General features: G+C 66.5%; 20 protein-coding genes. 9 read left to right on the top strand and 11 right to left on the bottom strand.

What is annotated here, in order from left to right; all coding sequences use genetic code 11:
* Positions 1-64 precede the first annotated feature (64 nt).
* Positions 65-253, top strand: a complete 189-nt coding sequence (locus AC1D2L_RS05130; protein ID WP_476844765.1) for a hypothetical protein — start codon at positions 65-67, stop codon at positions 251-253.
* 294 nt (positions 254-547) lie between these two features.
* Here the strand turns inward: AC1D2L_RS05130 and AC1D2L_RS05125 are convergent, their stop codons facing one another.
* Positions 548-1,453: a dihydrodipicolinate synthase family protein gene (locus tag AC1D2L_RS05125; RefSeq protein WP_476844764.1), complete on the bottom strand. Its 906-nt coding sequence runs from the start codon at positions 1,451-1,453 to the stop codon at positions 548-550.
* Between the two features lie 228 nt (positions 1,454-1,681).
* Between AC1D2L_RS05125 and AC1D2L_RS05120 the strand changes: the two genes are divergently transcribed.
* The 3 genes from AC1D2L_RS05120 to AC1D2L_RS05110 are packed head-to-tail and all read left to right on the top strand — an operon-like array spanning position 1,682 to position 6,376.
* Entirely contained in the window at positions 1,682-3,217 is a 1,536-nt protein-coding gene (locus AC1D2L_RS05120; RefSeq protein ID WP_476844763.1) for an efflux transporter outer membrane subunit, read from the top strand.
* Positions 3,214-4,419: an efflux RND transporter periplasmic adaptor subunit gene (locus AC1D2L_RS05115; protein ID WP_476844762.1), complete on the top strand. Its 1,206-nt coding sequence runs from the start codon at positions 3,214-3,216 to the stop codon at positions 4,417-4,419. Before AC1D2L_RS05120 ends, AC1D2L_RS05115 begins: the two co-directional genes overlap by 4 nt.
* Positions 4,420-4,423: 4 nt before the next feature.
* Positions 4,424-6,376, top strand: a complete 1,953-nt coding sequence (locus tag AC1D2L_RS05110; RefSeq protein ID WP_476844761.1) for a MacB family efflux pump subunit — start codon at positions 4,424-4,426, stop codon at positions 6,374-6,376.
* Positions 6,377-6,476: 100 nt separating this feature from the next.
* Here the strand turns inward: AC1D2L_RS05110 and AC1D2L_RS05105 are convergent, their stop codons facing one another.
* Positions 6,477-8,339 carry an ABC transporter ATP-binding protein gene (locus AC1D2L_RS05105; RefSeq protein ID WP_476844760.1) on the bottom strand — a complete coding sequence of 621 codons (1,863 nt, stop codon included), beginning with the start codon at positions 8,337-8,339 and terminating at the stop codon, positions 6,477-6,479.
* Between the two features lie 249 nt (positions 8,340-8,588).
* On the opposite strand from AC1D2L_RS05105, the gene AC1D2L_RS05100 reads away from it, so the two are divergent.
* Positions 8,589-9,623, top strand: coding sequence for an NAD-dependent epimerase/dehydratase family protein (locus tag AC1D2L_RS05100; RefSeq protein WP_476844759.1), 1,035 nt, complete (start codon positions 8,589-8,591; stop codon positions 9,621-9,623).
* 171 nt (positions 9,624-9,794) lie between these two features.
* Here the strand turns inward: AC1D2L_RS05100 and AC1D2L_RS05095 are convergent, their stop codons facing one another.
* Both AC1D2L_RS05095 and AC1D2L_RS05090 read right to left on the bottom strand, forming a co-directional pair.
* Positions 9,795-10,508, bottom strand: a complete 714-nt coding sequence (locus AC1D2L_RS05095; RefSeq protein WP_476844758.1) for a ribonuclease activity regulator RraA — start codon at positions 10,506-10,508, stop codon at positions 9,795-9,797.
* Between the two features lie 156 nt (positions 10,509-10,664).
* On the bottom strand, positions 10,665-11,636 hold the full coding sequence (locus tag AC1D2L_RS05090; protein WP_476844757.1) for a Bug family tripartite tricarboxylate transporter substrate binding protein: 972 nt from the start codon (positions 11,634-11,636) through the stop codon (positions 10,665-10,667).
* Positions 11,637-11,860: 224 nt separating this feature from the next.
* On the opposite strand from AC1D2L_RS05090, the gene AC1D2L_RS05085 reads away from it, so the two are divergent.
* The 4 genes from AC1D2L_RS05085 to AC1D2L_RS05070 all read left to right on the top strand — a co-directional run bounded on the left by AC1D2L_RS05085 (position 11,861) and on the right by AC1D2L_RS05070 (position 16,310).
* Positions 11,861-12,565, top strand: a complete 705-nt coding sequence (locus tag AC1D2L_RS05085; protein ID WP_476844756.1) for a GntR family transcriptional regulator — start codon at positions 11,861-11,863, stop codon at positions 12,563-12,565.
* Positions 12,555-13,472, top strand: a complete 918-nt coding sequence (locus AC1D2L_RS05080; protein ID WP_476844755.1) for a dihydrodipicolinate synthase family protein — start codon at positions 12,555-12,557, stop codon at positions 13,470-13,472. The genes AC1D2L_RS05085 and AC1D2L_RS05080 overlap by 11 nt, the downstream gene beginning before the upstream one ends.
* Before the next feature lie 187 nt (positions 13,473-13,659).
* Positions 13,660-15,390, top strand: a complete 1,731-nt coding sequence (araD, locus tag AC1D2L_RS05075; RefSeq protein WP_476844754.1) for an L-arabinonate dehydratase — start codon at positions 13,660-13,662, stop codon at positions 15,388-15,390.
* A 2-nt stretch (positions 15,391-15,392) separates the two neighbouring features.
* Positions 15,393-16,310 (top strand): 3-hydroxyacyl-CoA dehydrogenase NAD-binding domain-containing protein, encoded by a 918-nt coding sequence (locus tag AC1D2L_RS05070; RefSeq protein ID WP_476844753.1) that lies wholly within the window; start codon positions 15,393-15,395, stop codon positions 16,308-16,310.
* 192 nt (positions 16,311-16,502) lie between these two features.
* On the opposite strand, the gene AC1D2L_RS05065 is transcribed toward AC1D2L_RS05070, so the two are convergent.
* The 7 genes from AC1D2L_RS05065 to AC1D2L_RS05035 form a co-directional block, all read right to left on the bottom strand.
* Entirely contained in the window at positions 16,503-17,909 is a 1,407-nt protein-coding gene (locus AC1D2L_RS05065; protein ID WP_476844752.1) for a DUF2793 domain-containing protein, read from the bottom strand.
* A gap of 246 nt (positions 17,910-18,155) precedes the next feature.
* Positions 18,156-18,908 (bottom strand): aspartate/glutamate racemase family protein, encoded by a 753-nt coding sequence (locus tag AC1D2L_RS05060; protein ID WP_476844751.1) that lies wholly within the window; start codon positions 18,906-18,908, stop codon positions 18,156-18,158.
* A gap of 67 nt (positions 18,909-18,975) precedes the next feature.
* Positions 18,976-20,361, bottom strand: coding sequence for a phage head spike fiber domain-containing protein (locus AC1D2L_RS05055; RefSeq protein ID WP_476844750.1), 1,386 nt, complete (start codon positions 20,359-20,361; stop codon positions 18,976-18,978).
* A gap of 6 nt (positions 20,362-20,367) precedes the next feature.
* Complete coding sequence (locus AC1D2L_RS05050) at positions 20,368-20,703, bottom strand: hypothetical protein (RefSeq protein ID WP_476844749.1); 336 nt, start codon at positions 20,701-20,703, stop codon at positions 20,368-20,370.
* A gap of 114 nt (positions 20,704-20,817) precedes the next feature.
* Positions 20,818-21,702: a carbohydrate ABC transporter permease gene (locus tag AC1D2L_RS05045; protein ID WP_476844748.1), complete on the bottom strand. Its 885-nt coding sequence runs from the start codon at positions 21,700-21,702 to the stop codon at positions 20,818-20,820.
* 1 nt (position 21,703) lies between these two features.
* On the bottom strand, positions 21,704-22,594 hold the full coding sequence (locus AC1D2L_RS05040; RefSeq protein WP_476844747.1) for a carbohydrate ABC transporter permease: 891 nt from the start codon (positions 22,592-22,594) through the stop codon (positions 21,704-21,706).
* A gap of 107 nt (positions 22,595-22,701) precedes the next feature.
* Positions 22,702-23,982: an ABC transporter substrate-binding protein gene (locus AC1D2L_RS05035; protein WP_476844746.1), complete on the bottom strand. Its 1,281-nt coding sequence runs from the start codon at positions 23,980-23,982 to the stop codon at positions 22,702-22,704.
* Positions 23,983-24,040 lie beyond the last annotated feature (58 nt).

Raw genomic sequence — 24,040 nt, 5'->3', positions numbered from 1 at the left:
TTGAACAGTGAGCGCGGAGTCGGTGACGGCCCTGCCCGCTCGGCCTATGCCTGGGGAGGATCACATGAAGAATGCGCTACTCTTGGAGTTCCGCAAGCGCACGCTCGATCAGTCTCGAAAGGCGGGAATCCCCGCCTATTTCCTTGATGATGCCGGCCAGGGTGTCATCCGGGTCCTGCCCGATGGACGCAAGGAGCGGATCTTGATGCAGCAGGGCAGACCGCAGGTCGAGAAAGTGGAATGCCGCTGCTGACCAGGTCGCGCTGCAAAATGCGTTGCGCTCACTAAAGCGCGGGCGGTGCTATGCGCGGTCGGCGGCCCCCAACCAGAGACCGAAGCAGGCCATGCAGGTCAGCACGATGACGATCTCGATCGGTGTCATGATCTTGCCCCATATGTGAACCTGACGAGGCAACGACCGCCAGGGCGGTTGGTTCCACGGTCGATCCGTCATCATGATGACGCGGCCTGATCTCTGGTCGTTGCCTAAGGTCCGCCCAGCGCGAGGCTCATGATCCCGGCGCGGCTGATCGCGGCGCGGCCGCGCTCAGCGTTCCCCGGAAAGCGCCCCGAGTTGCGCCGCATGCCGCTTCGCCAGTTCGAGGCCGAACTCCGTGGGGCGCATGGCCGGTGCCCTGTCGTGGATCGCGATGCCGGCGCGCTCGCCGAAAATGCGCTTCCCGTAGCAAAGCAGGTTTTCGATCGACTGCATGATGAACACGATCGCCGGCAACGCCTCGCGGTAGGCCTCGTCCGCGCCGGTCTCGTCGCCCGCAAGGAAGCGGTTATATGCCTTGAGCGCGTAGTCGATCGTATCGGGGGCCAGGATCAACCCGGCACATCCTGCGCGCAGATTGTCGATCAATTCGAGCCCGCCGCGTCCGTTGAACACCGGCAGCCGTCCTTCAGTGGTCGCGATCAGCTGGCGGATCTCCACCGCCGGCCCCTCCCCCTTGACCAGGCAGATATTGGGGTGCTGCGTGACGAGATCGCGGATTTCCTCTGCCGACAGGCCGCGCCCCATATAGGCCGGGGCGTTCTGGATCGCGACCGGCAGCGACGTCGCCTCGGCGACGCGACCGAAGAAGCGGATATACTCTGCCGCGCCGAAACTCCCCGCCATGGGCGGCTGAAGGATCACCCAATCGGCCTGGGCCGCCTCCGCCGCCCGGACCTGCGCGACCTGCTCGGCCACCGACGAGCCGAAGATCGTGAAGGCCAGCGGAACGGCCCCTGCGGTGTCCTCCGACACCCATTCCATCAATTGCAGGCGCTCGACCTGCGTCAGCTTCGAGACCTCGGTCGCCAGTCCCAGCGCGGCCATGCCATGCACGCCGAGCGACAGGCAGGTCTTCGTCTGCCGGCGCATCGCCTCGCGGTCGAGTCGCTCCTGGGCGTCGAAGAGCGCGTAGAGGATGGCATGTATTCCGGCGAACGGAGGCTTGAAGCCCATTGTCTCTCTCCCTGGCGCTCGGCTGGAGCGTATCGACCTGTGAACGGCAGGAGGTCTAGTCCCTGCTGCCTCTCTTCGCCATCGCCAAGCTGCCGCAACGCCCTACCCCAATTGCGGCGCGGAACGCCTGTCGCCGCGCCATAGTTGCAATTGCCCCGGCTGCTTTGTAGGCCTCACGCCACGAGCGGACGTACCGCCCGCACCGATTCGGGTCCTGGATCTCGCCGCGTGATCAGATTGCACAGCGCCGCAAGGCCGCGCTCCGTCGCGCCCATCGACGCCTGGAGCCGCTTGGCTGCGGGGATGGACGCCAAGGCATGCCTGCGCCTGGCGCTCTTGCCGCTGGCGATGGGTCTCGCGGCCTGCGCCGTCGGCCCCGACTACGCCCCACCCGCGATCGACCTGCCGCAGCACTGGAGCGCGACGTCGTCCAAGCAGAAGGTGCCCAACCCCGCCGAATGGTGGCGGCTGTTCAAGGACCCGACGCTCAACACGATCATCGCCGACGCCGTCTCCGGTAATCTCGACGTCGCGCAGGCCAAGGCGCGCATCCGAGAGGCCCGCGCGTCGCGCGCTCAGACTGTGGGCGCCCTGTTCCCGCAGGTCGACGGTTCCGCTTCCGCCATCCGCTCGCGTTCGGGCGGAGCGACCCGCAGCAGCTATCGCGCCGGTTTCGACACCTCCTGGGAGCTCGATATATTCGGCGCGCGCGACAGAGCGGTCGAAGCGGCGACCTATGGCGCGGATGCCGCCGAGGATGATCTCGACGGCGTCCTGCTGACCCTGGTCGGCGATGTCGCCGCGACCTATGTCGAGGCGCGCGGTTATCAGGCGCGCATTGCCCTGACCAAGCGCACGGTCGCGACCTTCCGCCAGACGGAGGAGCTGACAAAGACCCGGTTCCGCGCCGGTGATGTCTCCGCCGTCGATACCGCGCGGGCCGAGGCCCAGGTCGCCAGCACGCAGGCCCAGATCCCATCGCTCGAAGCGGCACTGGCGCAGACGCTGCACCGCCTCGCGGTGCTCACCGGCCAGCCCCCATCTGCGATGGCGAGGCCCTTCGCCCGCTCGGGTGGCGTTCCTGCTGCAGCGGCTACCCCACGCGCCGGCATTCCCGCCGACGTGCTGCGCCGCCGCCCCGATGTCCGCACCGCCGAGCGCAGGCTGGCCGCGACGACCGCGCGCATCGGCCAGGCGGAAGCCGCGCGCTATCCCTCGATCTCGCTGACCGGCAACATCTCCACCTCGGCGCTGAAGTTAGGTGATCTCGCCAGGAACAGCGCGATCGGCTGGGCCTTCGGCCCCACGCTCAGCGTGCCTATTTTCAATGGCGGCGAACTTGCGGCGGCGGTCGATGTGGCCCGCGCCCAGCGCGACCAGTCCGATTCCGCGCTTCGCCTTTCCGTGCTGACGGCGCTTCAGGATGTGGAAGACGCGCTGGTGGGCTTGCGGCAGGAGCGCCTTCGCCTCGTCAGCTTGCAGCGCGCCGCTTCGGCTTCCGGCGAGGCCGCCCGCCTGTCGCGCTCGCTTTATAGCTCGGGCGGCACCAGTTTCCTTGATGTGCTCGATGCGGAGCGCTCGCTGTATAGTTCGGAGGAAGCGTTGCTCCAGAGCCGGATCGCGCTTGCGACCCAGTTCATTGCGCTCAACAAGGCGCTCGGCGGCGGCTGGATCCGGCCGGTCGACCTTGCGCATCCTACAGTTGAAGACGGGCCGCAGGGACCGCGCCTGCGCGCCCTGCCGTCCGGGGAAACAAACCAATGAGGTTTCGCCGTATTGCGCTGCTCGTCCTGGTGCTGGGTGCGCTCGCCGCCGGAGGTTACGCCCTGCGTTCGCAGCAGACCTCGCAAGTGCCGGCACAGGCCCTGCCGAGCGTGGCTGCCGTCGTTGGCGATGTCGAGGAAGCGGTGCTCGCCAGCGGCGCACTGGAGCCTATCCGCCAGGTCAGCGTCGGCGCCCAGGTCTCCGGCCGCCTGACCACGCTCAAGGTCAAGCTCGGCCAGACTGTCGCGCAGGGCGATCTGATCGCCGAGATCGACGCGATTACCCAGCAGAACGCCTTGCGCTCGGCGGAAGCCGACCTCGCCATGATGAATGCGCAGCGCGACGAGCGCCAGGCCACGCTGGCCTATGCGGAATCCGTGCTGGTGCGCCAGAAGCAGATGGTCAGCCAGAACGCCGTCTCGCGCGACGCCTATGAGAACGCCGAGATGACGGTGCGCACCACGCGCGCCCAGATCGCGGCGCTCGAGGCGCAGATCACCTCCGGCAAGGTCAAGGTCGAGACCGCGCGCGCCAATCTCGGCTACACCCGCATCACCGCCCCGACAGCAGGCACCGTGCTCGCGGTGGTCGCGCAGGAAGGCCAGACGGTCAACGCGGTGCAATCCGCGCCCACCATCGTGGTGCTCGGCGATGTCTCGATCATGACCGTCAAGGCCAAGATCTCGGAAGCCGACGTGCTGCGGGTCAAGACCGGGCAGGACGTCTTCTTCAGCGTGCTTGGCGAGCCCGATACCCGCTTTCCCGGCCGCATCAGCTTCGTCGAGCCCGCGCCCGACACGCTGAAGACGCAGAACATGAACAGCTCCTCGACCTCGACCAGTTCGAGCGCCGCCACCGCCACTGCGGTGTATTACAATGCGCTGTTCGAGGTCCCCAACTCACAGGGCAGGCTCCTGACCTCGATGACGGTTCAGGTCACTGTCGTCGTCGGCAAGGCGACGGGCGTCGTCACCATCCCCTCGACGGCGATCCGGCGCGGGCGCGGCGGCACCGTCGTCGAAGTGCTCGACGACGAGGGCAAGCCGGCGATGCGCAAGGTCACGGTCGGGCTCGACAACAAGATCGTTGCCGAAATCACCTCGGGCCTGAAGGCTGGCGAGCGCGTCGTCACCGCCCGCGCCAGCGGCGGGCCCACCGCGGCCGGCCAGACACGCCGCCCCCGTTCACCCTTCGGGTTCTGACGGCGTGGGCGTGCCCCTCATCAAGCTCAGCGGCGTCCGGCGCGATTTCGGCATCGGCGAGACCGGCGTCTCGGCGCTGGACGGCGCAGACCTGACGATCGAGGCCGGCGAGATGGTCGCCATCGTCGGCCCCTCCGGCTCCGGCAAGTCAACCCTGATGAACGTGATCGGCTGTCTCGATCGGCCAACCGCTGGCGACTACCAGATCGATGGCCGCTCGACGCGCGACCTCGGCCCCGAGGAGCTGGCGCGGCTTCGGCGAGAGTATTTTGGCTTCATCTTCCAGCGCTACCATCTCCTGCCGGAGCTGACGGCGCTCGCCAATGTCGAGGTGCCCGCGATCTATGCCGGCATGAAGGCCGGCCCTCGCCACGGCCGCGCCGCGGCCCTGCTCGAGCGGCTTGGCCTCGGCGCCCGCAAGACGCATCGCCCCTCCGAGTTGTCCGGCGGCCAGCAGCAGCGCGTCTCGATCGCGCGCGCATTGATGAACGGCGCCCGCGTCATCCTCGCCGACGAACCAACCGGTGCGCTCGACCGCAAGAGCGGCGAGGAGATGCTGGCGCTGCTGGAAGAGCTCAGCCGCGAAGGGCATACCATCATCCTGGTCACCCACGACATGAATGTCGCGGCCCGGGCCCAGCGCATCATCGAGCTCAGCGACGGCAAGATCATCGCCGACACGCGCAGCGTGCCGCTATCGGAGCCCGTGGCCCCACCCTCGCCGCCCCCGGCGCCCGCCAGCCGCTGGCGCGCCGCCGCCGGGCGCCTGCGCGAGGCGTTCGGCATGGCATTGCGGGCGATGCAGGCGCACCGCCTGCGCACAGCGCTGACCATGCTCGGCATCATCATCGGCATCGCCTCGGTGGTCGCGGTCGTGGCGCTCGGCGAGGGCTCGCGCCAGAGCGTGCTGGCCTCGATCTCGAGCCTCGGCACTAACACGCTCGAGATATTTCCGGGCTCCGGCTTCGGCGACATCCGCTCGGGCCGGGTTAAGACGCTGACGGTCGGCGACGCGCAGATCCTGGCGAGTCAGCCCTATGCAGCCAGCGTCACGCCCACCGTGACGACTTCCGCCAATGTCCGCTTCGGCGCGATCGAGGCCAGCGCGCAGGTCAACGGCGTCGGTGAACAGTACTTCGACGTGCGCGGCAGCGTCCTGGTCCAGGGCCGCTTCTTCGATGCAGACGATGTGCGCCGGTTCGCGCAGGATGTGGTGATCGACGAGAACACGCTTCAGGTCCTGTTCCCTCCGGGCTCGCGCAACCCGATCGGCGCTGTCGTCCTGGTCGGCGCCGTGCCTTGCCGCGTCATCGGGGTGATGAAGTTTCAGCAGGGCGGCTTCGGCGGCAGCCAGAACCCGCAGGTCTACCTGCCCTACACCACCGTCCAGGGCCGCTTCCTCGGCGATCTCTCCTTGCGCAGCATCAGCCTGCGCGTCACCGACGACACCTCGACGGAGGCCGCCCAGGAGGCCGTGACCGAGCTGCTGACGCATCGCCACCGCACCACCGACTTCTTCATGCGCAACACGGACGAGATCCGCCGCGCGATCACCGGGACGACCGAGACGATGACGCTGCTGATCGCCTCGATCGCGGTGATCTCCCTGCTTGTCGGCGGCATCGGCGTGATGAACATCATGCTGGTCTCGGTGATCGAGCGCACCGGCGAGATCGGCCTGCGCATGGCGGTCGGCGCCCGGCGCAGCGACATCCTTCAGCAGTTCCTGATCGAGGCCTCGCTGGTCTGCTTCATCGGCGGCGTGCTGGGCATCGGGCTGGCGCTTGCAATCGGCTCCGGCTTCGGCCTCGCCGGTTCGCCGATCAAGTTCGTCTATTCCGGCGAGGCCTTTGCCGCCGCGATCGCCTGCTCGACGCTGATCGGCCTGACCTTCGGCTTCCTGCCCGCACGCAACGCCGCAAACCTCGATCCGGTCGAGGCGCTGGCAAGGGCGTAAGGCCGCACCTCGCCGTCATTGCGAGCGCAGCGAAGCAATCCAGCAGCGTAGAGCTCTATGCACTCCTGGATTGCTTCGCTTCGCTCGCAATGACGATGTCCTACTGGAACCCCGCCGCCTGCAGCGCAAACAGCTCGGCATAGCGGCCGCCCAGCGCGACCAGCTCCTCGTGGTTGCCGCTTTCCAGGATCGCACCGTTCTCCAGCACGAGGATGCGGTCGGCGATGCGCACCGTCGAGAAGCGGTGCGAGATCAGCAGCGACGTCTTGGACTGGCTGAGGCCCCGGAAGCGTTCGAAGATCTCGGCCTCGGCGCGGGCATCGAGCGCCGCAGTCGGCTCGTCGAGGATCAGGATGTCGGCGTCGCGGAAATAGGCGCGTGCGATCGCGATCTTCTGCCATTCGCCCCCTGAGAGATCGAGCCCCTTGGCGAAGATCCGGCCCAGCATCTGGTCGTAGCCAAGCGGCAGCTTCTCGATCAGCGGATCGGCCAGGCTCTTTTGCGCGGCGTCGCGGATGCGGGGCTGGTTGTCGAGTTCGGCAGCCCGGCCGATGCCGATATTCTCGCCGGCCGTGACCTGATAGCGCACGAAATCCTGGAAGATCGCGCCGACATGGTCGCGCAACTCGGCCACGTCGATCTCGCGCAGGTCTATACCGTCGACGAGGATGCGGCCCTCGTCGGGGTCGTAGAGCCGGGTCAGCAGCTTGACGATCGTCGTCTTGCCGGCGCCGTTCTCGCCCACCAGCGCCAGCGTCTCGCCTGCCGGCAGTGTGAAGCTGAGGTTGCGCAGCGCCCAGCCGTCCTTGTCGGGATAGCGGAAGCCGACATTCTCGAAGACGATGCCCTGCCGCATCGGCGCCGGAAACGGGCACGGAGTCGCCGGCTGCGGCATCGACGAGCGCATGTCCATGAAGGAGAAGAAATCGTCGAGGAACTGCGCCTGCGAGGCGAGATTGGTCAGCCCGACGATAAGGCGCTCGAACAGCCCGTTCAGGCGCAACAGCGAGCCGGACAGAAAGGTCAGCTCGCCGATGCTGAATTCGCCCCGGACCGTGCGCCAGGCCACCACGGCGTAAGCCGCGTAATAGGCCAGCGAGGCGACCGCCCCGAACAGCCCGCTCCACAGCGCACGCCCGGTCGCCAGCTTGCGATTGGCGGAGAAGACCTTGCCTGCAGCCTCCGCGTAGCGCTGCGCGAGCAAGGGCCCGAGCCCGAACAGCTTGACCTCCTTGGCCGCGGAAGCGACCGAGCCGGCATTGCGGACATACTCCATATAGCGCCGCTCGGGCGTCAGTGCCCGGCTGAGCGCATAGCTCTTCTCGTTGAAATGAGCCTCGCCGAACAGGGTCGGCAGCAGGGCCAGCAGCAGCAACCCGATCAGCACGGGAACGAAGGCGATCAATCCGCCCAGGAAAATGACCAGCGTGACGGCGTCCTGCACCTGGCTGAGCACTGTGTTGAGCAGGCCTCCGCCCATCGCCGTCTGGATGCGGGCACGCTGCAGCTTGTCCTGGGTCTCGCTGGTCTCGATGTCGCGCAGGTCGAGGTCGGCCGCATGCCCGATGATCTGGATGCTCAGCGCCGTGCCGTGAAGCTCGCTCAGCATGCCTTCGATCAGCGCGCCGATCCGCGTCAGGACGTTGGCGCCGACCATCAGCGCAAATTCCAGCAGGAGCCAGGTCCAGAGCGCGTTCAGGCGCCCGCTATCAAGCCAATCCGCGAGATCGGGCCCTGCCGAGGGCATGCGCGATTGCACGATGATCTCGTCGATGATGAGCTTGCCGACATAGAGCACCAGCGGCGGCTGCGCCGCCCGCAGCAGCCGCAGCACCACGACGCAGGCCGCCAGCACCGGGCTCGTCCGCCAGAGCGAAAGCAGCAGGCGCGGCAGATGCGCCAGCGTCTTGAAGCGCAGTGCAAACGATGCCCCGGCAGTGGCCGGAGGTGAAGTGAAAGCCATCTTGTATCCGAGAATTATCGCGACAGGCTCGGCTCGGACCTGCGTCGCGCCAGGGTGACGCAACCATGCGCGCCGATTTCGATCCTATATTAAACCTGTTCCATCTCGTTCCGGAATGGGGCGGCCGGCAGTGCGTCCGCCTTTGGTATCGCTGCGCTCGGTTGACCGCGCATACGCGCCTCACTAAGCGGTTTCAGTCATGATCGAGATCGGCAACCGGCATGGCGCGCCTCGCGCTAGAGCGGCATCATGAACCCCGCCTCCCCCATCCCGGTCCGGCGTGCCATCGTCACCGGCGCGGCCGGCTTTGTCGGCTTCCATGTCGCGCAGGCGCTGCTGGATCGCGGCATCACGGTCCTGGGCATCGACAATCTCAACGACTACTACGACCCGGCCCTGAAACAGGCGCGCCTCGACCGGCTGTCAGCCCGCAACGGTTTCTCCTTCGAGGCGCTGGACATCGCCGACAACGAAGCGGTACTGGCCGCCTTCGCTGCATGGGCACCCGATGTCGTGATCCATCTCGCGGCGCAGGCGGGCGTGCGTTACTCGCTGGACAACCCTTACGCCTATGCGCGCTCCAACCTCGACGGCTTTCTCTCGATGCTGGAGGCCTGCCGCCGCCACCCCGTCGGGCACCTGATCTATGCCTCGTCGAGCTCGGTCTACGGCACCAACAGCAAGACGCCCTTCAGCGAGCATGACGGCGCCGACCACCCGGTCTCGCTCTACGCCGCGACGAAGCGCGCCAACGAGCTGATGGCGCATTCCTACGCCCATCTCTACGGCATCCGCGCGACCGCGCTTCGATTTTTCACGGTCTACGGCCCCTGGGGACGGCCCGACATGGCCTATTTCAAATTCACCAAGGCCATCCTCGAGGGCACGCCGATCGACGTCTATGACGAAGGCCGGATGAGCCGCGACTTCACCTATGTCGACGATGTCAGCGAGGCGATCTGCCGCCTGACGGCGCTTCCGCCATCCGCAAATCCGGACTTCGACAGCGCCGCGCCCGATCCCGCAACCGCCGCTGCGCCGCACCGCATCTACAACATCGGCAACCACAGCCCGGTCCGGCTCGACCGCTTCATCGCCGTGATCGAGGACGCCTGCGGCAAGGCGGCGATCAAGCGCCATCTGCCGATGCCGGCCGGCGACGTGCGGGCGACCTATGCCGATGTCGGCGATCTCCAGACCCAGGTCGACTTCCGTCCGGACACGCCGATCGAGACGGGCATTGCGCGCTTCGTGGCGTGGTACCGGGAGTTTTATCGGATCTGAGAGCCCGCTGGCCCCCAGCCTGTCATCCCGGACGCAGCGAAGCGGAGATCCGGGATCCATGCCAGAGCGCTTGCCTGTCAGGTTCCGGAATGGATCCCGGGTCAACCTGCGGTCGCCCGGGTTGACACCGCGTGTAAAGGATCAGGCAGACATGAGTCGACGTCCGCGCCCTTACGCCCAGCCCGACCGCCACTTCGCGAATTCCGCCTTGGTCTCGGCATTGGCGGGGTACAGCCCGAAGATGCCCTGCCCCGCGCGCACGCGTTCGGCCACGAAATCCTCATAGGCCGTCTGCTCATACGCCTCTTCGGCGACCTCGTTGGCGAGATGGGCCGGCACGACGCACACCCCCTCGCCATCGCCGACCATGATGTCGCCGGGATAGACAGCAACATCGCCACAGGCGATCGGCGCATTGATGTCGAGCGCATGATGCCGGATCAGGTTGGTCGGCGCACTGGGGCGGTTGTGATAGGCCGGGAACGGCATCGCCGCTATCTCGGGGCTGTCGCGAAAGCCGCCATCGGTGACGACGCCGGCCACCCCGCGCTGCATCAGTCGAGACACCAGGATGCCGCCGGCCGAGGCCGCGCGCGCATCCTTGCGGCTATCGATCACCATGACATGGCCGGGCGGGCAATCCTCGACAGCACGGCGCTGCGGATGCTGCGTGCCCTCGAACATGCCGAGATGGTCGAGGTCCTCGCGTGCCGGGATGTAGCGCAGCGTGAAGGCCTCGCCGACCATCTGAGGACCCGCCGGGTTCAGCGGCCGGACGTCCTGGATGAAGACATTGCGGAAGCCGCGCTTGAACAGCGCCGTCGTCAGGGTCGCGGTCGAGACACGCTGGAGTTTCTTGCGGTTCTCTGGGGTGAGGCTGGTCATTCGGGGGATCCGCAACGTGTGAATTAGCTAGAACTGCCGGGCATCGGCACCGTCATTGCGAGCGCAGCGAAGCAATCCAGAGGAACGTAGTGCTCTGCCGCCCCTGGATTGCGTCGTCGCATGCGCTCCTCGCAATGACGGGTCTGGAAAAAAGGCTCACTCGATCCGTACATTGGCCTTCTGCGCGACCTCGCCCCAGCGCTTGGTTTCCGAGGCGATATGCGCGGTGAACTGCTCGCTGGTCGAGCCGACGGGATCGACGCCGAGCTTCTTCAACTGCTCGATCACGGCGGGCTCGCGCATGATCGCCTGCGTCTCGGTCGAGAGCTTTGCCACAATCTCCTTGGGCACGCCCGAGGGCGCGAAGAAGCCGTGCCAGGAGCTGGCGTCATAGCCCGGGATGAACTCCGACAGCGCCGGCAGATCCTTTGCGACCGCCAGGCGCTGCGGGGTCGCGGTGGCGAGCGCGCGGATCTTGCCCGCTTCGACATGGGGCCAGGCGATGGTGATGTTGTCGAACGTGATCTGGATCTGGCCGGAGAGCAGATCCTGCGTCACCTGCCCGCTCGAGCGGTAAGGCACATGGACCATATCGGTTCCGGTCGAGACCTTGAACAGTTCGGCCGCCATATGCGTCGAGGTGCCGGCGCCCGAGGAGCCGAAGGAGTACTTGTTGGGGTTCTTCTTGAGCAACTCGATCAGTTCGGGAACCGTCTTGGCCGGCAGGTCGAGATTGACCATCAGGATGTTGGGAACGCTGGCGACCTGCGAGATCGGCGCAAAGTCCTTGATGTGGTCGTAGGGCATCTTGGCATAGACGCCGGGGTTGATGGCATGGGACGACACCGTGCCCATGGTCAGGGTGTAGCCGTCGGGGGCGGCGCGCGCCACCGCCGCAGCGCCCGTATTGCCGCCTGCACCGACGCGGTTCTCGACGATGAACTTGCCGTTCAGCCTTGCGCCCAGCCGGTCTGCCAGGATGCGCCCCAGAAGGTCGGTGGTCCCGCCCGCCGCGAAGGGCACGACGATCGTCACCACGCGGCTGCCTGGATAGTCGGATTGCGCCATTGCGGCCGGCGCGCCGAGCAGGCAGGCGGCGGCGATCATCGCCCTACGTGTCATGGTCATGGTGTTTCCTCCGGTTTCGTTTCCCTTGCCGGCGCGTTTTGAGGCCGGCGCGGCCCGCTTTTCGCGCGCCATTGGCATCGGACATAACACAGGATCGGAGATTTGAAATCTGAAATTTCAGACTTGCCGATGCTTGCCGTTTGTGGTGAGAGGGTGTGGTGATGGCGGAAAGCTCCGCACGCGCTTTCAGGAGAGTCGCGCGGCGCGCTTGCCTCGGAACACCCATGCCGGACATGATCACCATCGAACCCGTCGCTCCGCATCTGCTGCGCTCGCTGCGCGAGCACGTCCATGAGCGCCTGCGCCGCGCGATCGTCGCTGGCCAGTTCAGCTATGGCGAGCGCCTGAACGAGCGTCATCTCGCCGAGATGCTCGGCGTCAGCACGACGCCGGTGAAGGACGCCATCCGCAAGCTCGAGAGCGAGGGACTCGTCCGCACCGAGAGCCGGCGCGGCGTCTTCGTCGAGTTTTCCGCCCGCCAGGCGCTCGAAATGGCGCTCGGGCGCGCCGCGCTCGAAAGCGTCATGGCCCACATCGCCGCCAACCGGATCGGCGACGCCGACATCGCTGCCATGGCGCAACTGATCGGCGACATGGAACACGCCACAGAGCACAGCGAACTCGAGGACATCGTCACCCTCAACGAGGCCTATCACGGCATGATCCACCGCCTGTCAGGCTGTACCTACCTGGAGCGCCGGCTCGACGGCCAGCGCATGTACGACCACGCCCAGCGCATCGCCCTCCTCGCCAAACCGGCGGAGCGGCGGCTGGGGCTGGAAGAACACCGTTCGATTTTCGAAGCGCTGCGCGCCCGCGATCCGGGCCTCGCGGAGCAAACCATGCGCCGCCACATCGTCCGCTCGGCGAAAGCCCATGTACGGCAGGTGTTCGGCGCCGATGCGGAAGGACTGCGTTATGACGAATGACAGGGTGAGGACCGCGCTGCGCGGCATTTCGGGCGTGCATGTCACCGCCTGGGGCAGCGATGGCGAGGCGGATTGGGCCGTCACCGGCAGGATCGTGCGCGGGATCGCCGAGGCCGGCATCCACAACATCGTCTCGGCCGGCAACACCGGCGAGTTCTACCCGATGACATCAGACGAGGTGGTGCGCAGCCACGCCGTCGCAGCCGAGGCCACTGCGGGCAAGGCACTGGTGACAGCCGGCATCGGCCGCTCGCTCCGCGAGGCCGTCTCGACCGGCAAGCTCGCCGCCGAGGCCGGCTGCGACGCGGTGATGGTGCACCACCCGCTCGATCCCTTCGCCGCGCCCCAAAGCCAGGCCGACTACATCATCGCCATCGCCGAGGCACTCGACATGCCGGTCGTGGCCTATATCCGCTCCGACGCGATCGGCATCAAGGACCTCGTCCGCGTCGCGACCCACGCCAATGTTGCGGGCGTGAAGTTCGCCTCCCCCAATGTCATGCTACTGGCCGAATGCGTGCGCGCCACGGAAGGCACCTCCGCCAACTGGATCTGCGGCCTAGCCGAAGGCTGGGCGGCGCCCTTCCATGCGCTCGGCGCGCGCGGCTTCACCTCGGGCCTCGTCAATGTCGCACCGGAGCGTTCGCTCGCGATCTGGACCGCGCTCGAGGCCGGCGACTATGCGCTCGCCCGCAAGCTGGTCAGCGAGATCGCCGGCTTCGAGACCATGCGCACCAAATACGGCAACGGCGCCAATGTCACGGTCGTGAAGGAGGCTCTCGGCCTGCTCGGCACACAGGTCGGCCCGGTCCGCCTGCCCGGCCTGCCGGAGCTCAACGAGGCCGAGCGCGTGGAACTACGCAGCATCGTCTCCGGCTGGGGCGCCCTGCGCGCGGCGGCTGAGTAATCCGTCTTTCCGGGGCATCGCACAGCGATGAGCCCGGAACCCATGAACACGCCCATGCAGAGGGAGGCGCGGGCTTCGCTGCTGGCATTGCCGGCCGCCTCGTGTTCATGGGTTCCGGGCTCGGCCCTACGGGCCGCCCCGGAATGACGGAGAGGTTCAAGAGCAAAAACGACCTAAGGAAACGCCCATGTCCCATCCACGCAAGACGCCCGATACGCTGCGCTCGAAGCGCTGGTTCGGGGCCAGCGATCTGCGCTCCTTCGGCCATCGCTCGCGGGCGCTGCAGATGGGGTTTGGCCATGACGAGTTCATGGGAAAACCCGTCATCGGCATCATCAACACCTGGTCCGAGATCAACCCCTGCCACACCCATCTGCGCGATCGCGCGGAGGCCGTGAAGCGCGCGGTCTGGGCGGCGGGCGGCTTTCCGGTCGAGATCCCGGTCGCCTCGGCCTCCGAGCAGTACCAGAAGCCGACCACCATGCTCTATCGCAACTTCCTCGCGATGGAGACCGAGGAATCGATCCGCTCCCACCCGCTCGACGGCGCGGTGCTGCTGGGCGGCTGCGACAAGTCCACGCCGGCCCTGATCATGGGCGCCTGCAGCGCAGGGCTCCCCTTCATCTTCGTGCCAGCCGGCCCGATGCTGCGCGGCAACTGGGCCGGAAAAATCCTCGGCTCGGGCGCCGACGTCTGGAAATACTGGGCCGAGAAGGAAGCCGGCAACATCACCGACGACCAGTGGCAGGAGATGGAAAGCGGCATCGCTCGCTCCTATGGCACCTGCATGGTGATGGGCACCGCCGCGACGATGATGAGCCATGCCGAGGTGCTGGGGCTGACCCTGCCCGGCGCCTCAGCCATCCCCGCAGCCGACGCAGCCCATCCGCGCATGGCGGCGGCATCCGGCAAGCGCATCGTCGAGATGGTCTGGGAAGACCTCACCCCCGACCGTATCCTGACGCGAAAAAGCTTTGAGAACGCGCTGACCGTGCACATGGCGGTGGCGGGCTCGACCAACGCCATCATCCACCTCGTTGCCATGGCCGGCCGCGCCGGCGTGCCGCTGACGCCCGACGACTTCGACACCTTTTCGCGAACCGTGCCGGTGATCGCCAACCTGCGTCCGTCGGGCGAATTCCTGATGGAGGACTTTTTCTACGCGGGCGGGCTCCCTGCCCTGCTGAAGCAGTTGGAGACCAAGCTCCACACCGACGCGATGACCGTCACCGGCAAGCCGATCGCCGAGACGATCGCGCTGGCAAAGGTTTATGACGACAACGTCATCCGCCCGCTCGACCGCGCCGTCTCCACAGCCAACGGGCTGGCCGTGCTGAAGGGCAACCTCGCCCCCGATGGCTGCGTGATCAAGCCGTCAGCCGCAGAGCCGCGCCTGCTCAGGCATTCCGGCCCGGCGCTGGTCTTCGAGGACTACGACGCGATGATGAAGGCTGTGAACGACGAGGACCTCGACGTCACAGCCGACCACATCATGGTGCTGAAGAACTGCGGCCCTGTCGGCGGTCCCGGCATGCCGGAATGGGGCATGCTGCCGATCCCGCGCAAGCTGCTCAAGCAGGGCGTGCGTGACATGCTGCGCATCTCGGACGCCCGCATGTCCGGCACGAGCTATGGCGCCTGCGTGCTCCATGTTGCGCCGGAGGCCTATATCAAGGGCCCGCTCGCGGCGGTGAAGACCGGCGACATCATCAGCGTCGATGTCGAGGCCCGCAGCATCTCGGTCAACCTCTCCGAGGCCGAGATCGCCGCGCGCCTCGCCGCCTGGAGCCCGCCGGACCGCGACTATCCGCGCGGCTGGGGCAAGATGTCTGCCGCCCATATCCGCCAGGCCGACAAGGGCTGCGACTTCGACTTCCTCGAAGGCACCGCAAAGATCCCCGAGCCGGAGATCCACTAGGCATGAGCGAGATCATCGAGCGCATCGCCATCATCGGCGCCGGCCTCATCGGCGCGAGCTGGGCGGCGCTGGCGACCGCCCACGGCATCGACGTCGCGGCCTACGACCCCTCGCCCGCGGCAGAGGCGAAGTTCCGCGCCCATGTCGAGCGCGCCCGCGCGCAACTGGCGGAAATCGGTCCCGCCGGCACCGGCAACATCGCCTTTTCGACAGACCTCCCAGAGACGCTGAAGGGCGCGCATTTCGTCCAGGAGAACGGGCCGGAAAACGAGGCGACCAAGCGCCAGCTCCTAGCCGAGATCGACGCGCTGACCGACCCGCAGGCGATCATCGCCAGCAGCACATCCGCGCTGCTACGCAGCGCCATCGTCGCCGATTGCGCTCGGCCCGGGCGTATCATCGTCGCCCACCCCTTCAACCCGCCGCATCTCGTGCCGCTGGTCGAGATCGTCGGTGAGGATGAGGCGGCGGTCACGCGTGCGGCCAACTTCTACCGAAGCCTCGGCCGCCGGCCTGTCATCATGAACCGGGAAATGCCCGGCCATATCGCCAACCGGTTGGCTTCGGCGCTCTACCGCGAGGCGGTCCATCTCGTCGAGCAGGGCGTCGCCAGCGTGGCCGAGATCGACGCGGCGCTGGTCAACGGCCCCGGCCTGCGCTGGGCGCTGATGGGACCGCACATGACTTACCATCTCGGCGGCGGTGAAGGCGGGATCGAAGGCTATCTCGCCCATCTCGGCCCAAGCCAGCTGAGGCGCTGGGAATCGCTGGGCAATCCCGGGCTCGGCGAGGAGGTCCAGCGCGCCATCGTCGATGGTGTCGCCGAGGAGAGCGCCGGCCGCTCGATCGCCGAACTCGAACAGCGCCGAGACGAGGGGCTGATCGCACTGCTGAAGGCGCGCAAGCCGGTGAGCGAATAAGCCACCGCCCCGTCATTGCGAGCGTCAGCGAAGCAATCCAGCATCGTAGAGCTCTACGCCCCCCTGGATTGCTTCGTCGCTCCTCACAATGACGGTCGTGTTCCAATCAGGCCGCAAACCTTACCAGCCGATGTCGTGGCCATGGGTTCCGGGCTCAGGCCTGCGGCCTGCCCCGGAATGACGTGTTGAGCCTCAAAGCTCCGCGTCGAACACGATGTCGTCGAATGTCGCGCTCACGCGCCCGAGTGCCTCAGCGGAAATCTCGGCATAGGCGGTCTCGGCTGAGAGAGCGCCTACGACCGGATCGGTGCCCGTCTCGATGTTGGTGTCCAGCGAGGTGGTGAAGCTGACTGACGGTGTGGCCCGCATCCTGCACGGCAAGGCGATCTCCTGCCGGGTCGTGCCGGAGGCCGCCTGATAGCCGTCGAGCAGGAGCTGGCCGCTGCGCACCCAATGATATCGCCGGCACAGCCGCTCCTCCTCGGGCAGCGGTCGCGCGGCCCAGCCGGACTCCGCCGTGCCGAATTCGAGCTTGATGCGGGAGAAGCTTGCGGCACTCGAGGCTGGCGCGAGTTGCACCGCGAGCGTGCCGCTGTCCCCGCTCGCGGGCATCAGGGTGATGGCACGTCGTCCGCTCCCGGCGGTGATCGTCCCGCTCTGGCTGCCGATCGTCACCGTCAGGCTGCCGCCGGTGAGACCCTCCACCGAGAGGCACAGCGGCAGAGAGGCGAAGGAACTAATGCCCCACAGCGCCGGCTCGACGGGCTGGATGATAGCGCCCGCGCTCAACGTGATCTCGAAACCGCTCACGGATACCGTCGCGCCCGCTGCGCCCGCCTTCCAGCGGTCGAATCCATAGCTGCCGGCCGGGAGCGCCCCGCCGGAGAAGCCGCGCTGGTTCACCAGCATATCGCCATTGACCAGCAGATTGGGCAGCGGCCGGTCCTGCGCCCAATCCGTCGCGGGCAGCGAGACGGCGCCCGTGCTCCGGTCGATCACCAGCGCCTCGATCCAGTTCGCGCCATCCGCGCTGACCTTAACATGCAGGTCGTCGTCGCCCGCCAGCCCCACCTCGGCACGGCCCGAATAGCCGGTCTGGAAGAGCAGGCTCGCCGTGTCCCCCACCCCGGCCTTGTTGAGCTTGAGCTGGTGCCCCGCGCCATCATGGTTGAACAGGCTCGCCTCGGCGGCGACGACGAAGCGCGTCGTCTCGTCGGCCGTGCCGTTCACGCCCCAGAGCTCAGCGCCCATGCTGCTCGTCGGCGCGGCCCTGCGCCATTCCGTGCCGGTCCAGATCTGCAACTCGGCCTCGTCCGCGACCCAGGCCTGCCAGCCGATGCGCGGCGTCAGGAAGGTCCAACCGGCGTCTTCGTAGAGCGCGAGTCGGTCGGTGCGGCCGGCGAATGCGCCGGTGCCGTCGGCCGGCACGATATAGGCGTCGGTCTCGCTCGGGGATGACGGCGGCGCCGTTTCCGAACGGCTGGCAACGGCGAGATGGATCATGCCGTCGAGCCGCACAAGGGCGTCATTATGGGTGACATGTTTTTGCGCCTGGCCGGCGGCGAGGAGGGGCAGCGAAAGCCGCGGCGTTGCGGTCATGAAAACCTCGCAGGAGTTGGACGCGACACGCGCCGGATGCGAGGCCAGTATTCATCGAGCCGCAGGGGCCGGGGATAAGTCGGCGCATTCCAATCACTCAGCCCTCATCCTGAGGAGCGCCGGAGGCGCGTCTCGAAGGATGCTCCAGCAGGCACTGGCACGAACTGGACCATCCTTCGAGACGCCGCTTCGCGGCTCCTCAGGATGAGGGCTGAAGGTACAGCCCAAGGCGACCCGAGAAGCTTATCACCCAAAGACGCGCGGCCTCAGGCCCGCATGGAACCAGGTGATCATCGAATAGATGTCGTAGACCGGCAGCCCCGTGGCGCGCTGTACGGCGGCGGCATAGGGCGGCATGTTGGTGCATTCCAGCACGATGGCGCCGACATCGGGATTGGCCGAAACCAGATCGCGCGCGGCCTGCACGACGTCCTGCTCGGCGAGGTCGATGTCCATATCGTCCTTCTCGGCCTTGATCAGCACGCGGAAGAACTCCTGGCCGTTCTCTGTCCCGGTGACGGGTGTGTCGAGCGGAACGCCCGCGCCCGTGAGATGGGCAGGCGTAAGGCTCGCCTTCGAGACGGTGACGACGCCGACGCGCTTGCCCGGCGGCAGCGTCGCCTGCACCCAGGGAACCTGCATCAGCGAAGTGGTCGCGACCGGCACGCCGACCGCCGCCGCCAGTTCCTGCTGGAACAGCGAGAGGAAACCACAATTGGTGGTGATCGCCTCGGCGCCGAGGCGCACGAGGTCGCGCGCCGCCTCGATGAAATCCGGCAGCAGCCCGGCCGCGCCGCCGACAACCACGCGGTCAGGGCTCGCGCCTGGAACGACGCGGTAGAGCACAGGGAACGGCCAGGTCGTGCCATTGCCCATGTCGCCATGGATGCGCGGAAAGCGCGCCTCCAGCATCAGGATGCCGAGAGGCACGCCATAGATCGCCTTGCCGCCCCGCGCGATCCGCTCGTTTGATGGTCTGCTCGACTCTGCCGTCATCATCCGCAGCTACCTGTTTGCCGTTATGGCAACAGGTAGAGCATGTCCCCGGTTGGCCGCGCCAGAGCGTTCAAACAGGCACGGCCAACCCGGCAAGCCTGGTATCGCCGAGCCGCGACGGAGCGATCCCGACGAAGTCGTAGTCACCATCGGCATAGCCTCCCGCCGCACTGCGTCCGAGATAGACAGTGCTGCGGGCATCAGGCGCATAGGCATCGCCGACCACCGTCCCGCCATTGCCGACGAGCGATTGCCCCGAGCCGTCGAAGCCATAGGCCGCGCCAAAGGCGGTTTTGGTCCCGCTACCCAGCGTCGCGCTGAGACCGCGTGAGTTGGCGGCGTCAGATGTGGTGAGTTGGCCTGCCGTCGTCGAGCCGCAGGCCAGCCCGCTGCTCGTCACCGTGCCGATGACGCGGCCCGTGCTCGTGCTCTGCGTCAGCCCGCCCCGCACCACGACGCTGGCCGCGTTGCGCTGGAGAAGCGCCTCGACGGCGACGGATAACCGGCAGCTTTCGGCAGCCCGCGTGACTGCCGCGCTGGTGGTCGGCATATAGGGTGTGGCGAAGCTGGATTGTTCGATCTGCGCGCCCCAGGCCAGCACGCCGCCGGTTGCTGCAATTCCGATCGCGTTGCTGTAGGTCGTGGCGAAGGCCGGCCGAATGATCAGGTTGATCGAGCTGTTGCCACTGGCATTGTCCAGGCAGGTCACGGCGAGGCGATGCCAGCCATTGCCAAACGGCGTGATGGTGAAAGCCGCTCCCGAAACGCCGCTGCGCCACTGCGCCTCACCGGTGGCGAGATTGGCGACGACCTCGGCGACCACCACTGAGGCTCCGATGGTTAGGCGCAGGCTGGCGACGCTCGACGTCCCGGCCTTGAGGAAGCAGGAGGCGGTATAGGGATTTGCGCTGCTGGTGATCGCGCAGTTTTGCGTGACGCCATTGACGTCGGCTGTCGTGGTGTCGGCAACGAGATCGGCCGTCGCGGTCCCGTCTGGCGCTGTACCGGCATCAGCCGTGATGGCAACCGCACCGCTTGCCGCCCAGGGCGATGTGGCGAATTCCGACGAGCGCAGCATCAGATTGGTCGAGCCCCCGTTCAGCGCAAGCCGGCGCCGCCCGCTCGCCCAGTCAAAGCGCGGCTGATCAGCCGTCGCGCTCGTCCGATAGAGACCCGCCGCGTCGACATAGGCGCGCTCCGTCGACGTGGCCGTGAACGCGAACCAGTCGCCAAAACTGCAAGGGCGCTTGTGGCACAGCGCGGCCGCGTTGGCGGCTGCAATCTCCCCCGCCGGCACCGAGGTGATCGCGTAGCGGTTGCGATTGAAGTCCGCGAAGGCTGCGAGGTCGGCGAATTCCACGGCGTTGGCCCAGCCATGCCGGGGTGGCGTCGAGAGACCGGGCAGCCCGAGCCGGGCCCGGCCGATCCGCGCGAGCGGTTCCAGATGGGTTTGCATGCGCCGTCAGCCCCAGAACTCGAGCGAACCCTTGCAGGCGGCCGGCGCGCGCAGGCACAGATGCGTCGCCGATGCCGGCAGCCGGCGCAGCGCCGGGTTGAGCGCACTTCCTGCGCCTTCGGCCGAGTTCGTCGTCGGCAACGCCAGCGTGGTGTCGGAGACGCCTGGCTTCGCCCGCACATCGCCATCGAAGCTCAGCGCCACGAAACGCGCGCCGGTGGGGATGGCGATGCGCGACAGCGTGTCGGCCGCCAGCACGACATCGTTGACGACGTCGGAGAAGGCCGGCGCATAGGCCAGCCGGCCCGAATTCAGCGGAAATTCCTCATGGAACGAAAGCATGGCGACCCCTCTGTTGTGGTCGCGCGAGCTTACGGTCCGCGTCGGCGGGCGGGGATAAGTGGCCTTCCCCGCAAAGCCCTTGGATCTGCCCGTCCCTGCCCCATCCTGTACGGGCTAGGACGTCAGCGCGCCCGCGGTCATGCCCTGAACCATGAATTTCTGCAGGAAGATGAAGGCGATCACCAGAGGCAGGCTTGCCAGCACAGAGAACGCCATCATCGTGTTCCACTCGGTCACGAATTCGGCCATCAGACTGTAGATCGCCATGGTCAGCACCCGGTTTTCCCAGGATTCGATCAGCACCACGGCGAAGAGGAATTCGTTCCAGGCCAGCAGGAAGGTGTAGAGCCCCGCGCCGATAAAGGCCGGATAGGACATCGGTATCAGCGTGCGGAAGATCGCCCCCATCCGCGAGCAGCCATCGACCATCGCGGCCTCCTCGATATCGCGCGGGATGTTCAGGAAATAGCTGCGCAGCATCAGGACGCAGAAGGGCAGCGTGAAGGTGAGGTAGACCACGACCAGCGAGGTCCGGGTGTCATACAGCCCCAGCGTGATGAAGATCCGGAAATACGGGATGCAGAGCAGCACCAGCGGGAACATCTGCGTTGTGATCAGGAACATCAGCACGGCGCGCTGCCCGGCGAACTTGAAGCGCGCCAGCGCATAGGCGGCGAGCGCGCCCAGCACGAGCGAGAGGATGGTGACGAGCAACGACACCACCATCGTATTGAGGAAGACGATCAGGAACTTCGTGTTGGCGAAGATCTTGGCGTAGCCCTCGAGCGTGAAGACCTGCGGGATCCATTCCGGCGGCATCCGCATGACTTCGAGGTTGGGACGCACCGAGACCGTCAGCATCCAGGCGAGCGGGAAGAAGACGATCAGGATCGCGAGGCTGAGCAGGCCATAGGCTGCAAGGTTGAGGAGCCGCTCCTTCCGGCGCTGGCTGGACGGCAGGGAGGGCAAGGAGGCTCTCTGGATCGCGGTGCTCGGCATGTCAGTTCACATTGCTCATTGTGCGCCGGACATAGAAGGCGCTGACGATGAAGAGGACGACGAACATCACCACGGCTTCCGCCGAGGCGTAGCCGAAGCGCAGCTTCTGGAAGCCGTCGAAATAGATCGCGGTGGCGAGCACTTCGGACGCATGCGAGGGCCCACCACCTGTCATCACGAAGACCGGGTCGAAGGCGCGGAACGTCCAGATGGAGTCCAGCAGCACGATCGTGGTTATGACGCTACGCAGTTGCGGCAGGGTGATGTGCCAGAACTGGCGCGGGAGCGAAGCGCCGTCGATCTCGGCGGCTTCGTAGAGTTGCTTCGGGATGGCCTGAAGCCCTGCCAGCAGCATCACCATGAAAAAGGGGAAGGCGCGCCAGACATTCATCGCCGTGACCGAGCCCAGCGCCGTCGAGGGATCGCCGAGCCAGGATATCGTCTCCATCGGGTCGAGCAGGCCAAGCGAGATCAGCATGCCGTTGAAGACCCCGATCGGCGCCAGCATCAGCACCCAGATCATGCCGGCGACGGTCGGCGCCAGCAGCCAGGGCACGATCAGCAGGCCGCGCGCGAAGGTCCGGAAGCCCGGGTCGATCTGCATGTTGAGCAGCAGCGCCAGCGAGAGCCCGATGACCAGATGAAGCGTCACGCTCCAGAAGGTGAAGACGACCGTCTGGTAGAAGGCCTGCCAGAACAACGAATCGCGCAGCAGCGCCGCATAATTGCCGAGCCCGACGAAGGTCTCTCGCTGCAGGTTGCTGTCATAGAAGCTCAGGCGGATGACGTCGATGAGCGGGTAGATCAACAGCGCCACAAGGATGAGCAGCGGCGCCCACAGGAAGGTGAAGGCGAGGATTTCTTCGGGATATCTGCGTTTGAGCGACAGCATGGCCGACCGATCGATGCGAAGCCGACCCCGCCTGTTCCGCGAACGAACGGGCCGGCTTCTGAGCGGTGATGGGAGGCGCAGCGCGTGCGCCTCCCGGGAGGGGATGCTTACTTGGCCGCGGCCAGGATCTTGTTCCATTCGGCGGCGGCATCATCGAGCGCCTGCTTGGCGGTCTTCTTGCCTTGCACGGCGTTCTGGATCTCGGTGCTCATGATCTTGTTCATCTGCACCGCGTTCGGCATGACCAGGAACGGCGACTGGGCGTTGTCGCGGCCCATCTGGGTCACGAAGGCCTGGAACAGCTTGCGCTCCTTGAACCAGTCCTGGTTGGCGACGTCGGTGCGGGCCGGGAAGGCACCCGTGCCCTTGGCCCACATCTCGATACCCTTGGGTCCCGACATCCACTTGATGAAGGTCCAGGCGGCATCCTTGTCGCTGGCCTGGCTGGAGAGCGCATTCAGCGAACCGCGCACCATGGTGCCGCTCGTCTTCCCCGACGGGAGCGGCGCGATGTCGTAGTTCAGGTTGGGATTGAGCTGCTTTTGGATCGCGACGCCCCAGGGCCCCTCGAACATCATAGCGATGTTGCCGGAGGCGAAGTTGGCGCGCTTCTCCTTCTCGCCATTGCTGAGGACGCCGGGGACAGAGACCTTGTCCTTGTTGATGCGGTCGACATACCACTCGATCGCGGCAACGCCCTCGGGGCTGTTGAACACGGCCTTGTTCGTAGTCGAGTCGATCATCTTTGCGCCGGCCTGGAGCAGGAGCGGATAGATCTCATAGGTCATGTTGGTCGGCGGCTCGCCCTGCAGCGTGCCGGTGATCGCGAACTGGCGCTTGGCCGGGTTGGTCAGCTTGCGCGAGTAGTCTGCGAACTCGTCCCAGGTCTTGGGCGGGCCCGACAGTCCCGCGGCCTTGAACAGGTCGGTGTTGTAGAACAGCGCGACCGCGCCGCTCTCGATCGGCAGGTAATACTGCTTGCCGCGCCATTGCTGGTGGAATGTCACCGGAATATTGTCGAAGAACGCCTTCGGCTCCTTGGCGATGCGGTCATCGAGCGCGTCGATCATGCCGAGATCGGCGAACTCGGCGACCCAGTCGACCTGCACAAGCAGGACGTCGGGCAGCTTCTTGGCCTGGTGCAGGACGATCGCGCGGTCGTGGAAACCCGTGAAGGGCGAGTCGACCGGCACGAGCTTGATCTCGGGATGGTCCTTCTCGAAAGCGGCCTTGAGCTCGGCCATGAACTTCTCGCCGACTTCGGTGCCTTTCCACTGGCCCCAACGCACTTCCTTCTGCTGCGCTTGGGCCAGGATCGGCAGGGACAGGACGGACGCAAATGTCATTGCCGCGAGCTTGAGCAATGATGACCTACGATGCAGGTTCATGGACGTTCTCCTCCGGTTGTTGTGGTCGTTTCCTCGGCTTTTCTTGATCTGGCCGGCC

Source organism: Allobosea sp. P1_B10 (assembly GCF_056406735.1).
This window is presented reverse-complemented; position numbering and strand designations above follow the sequence as displayed.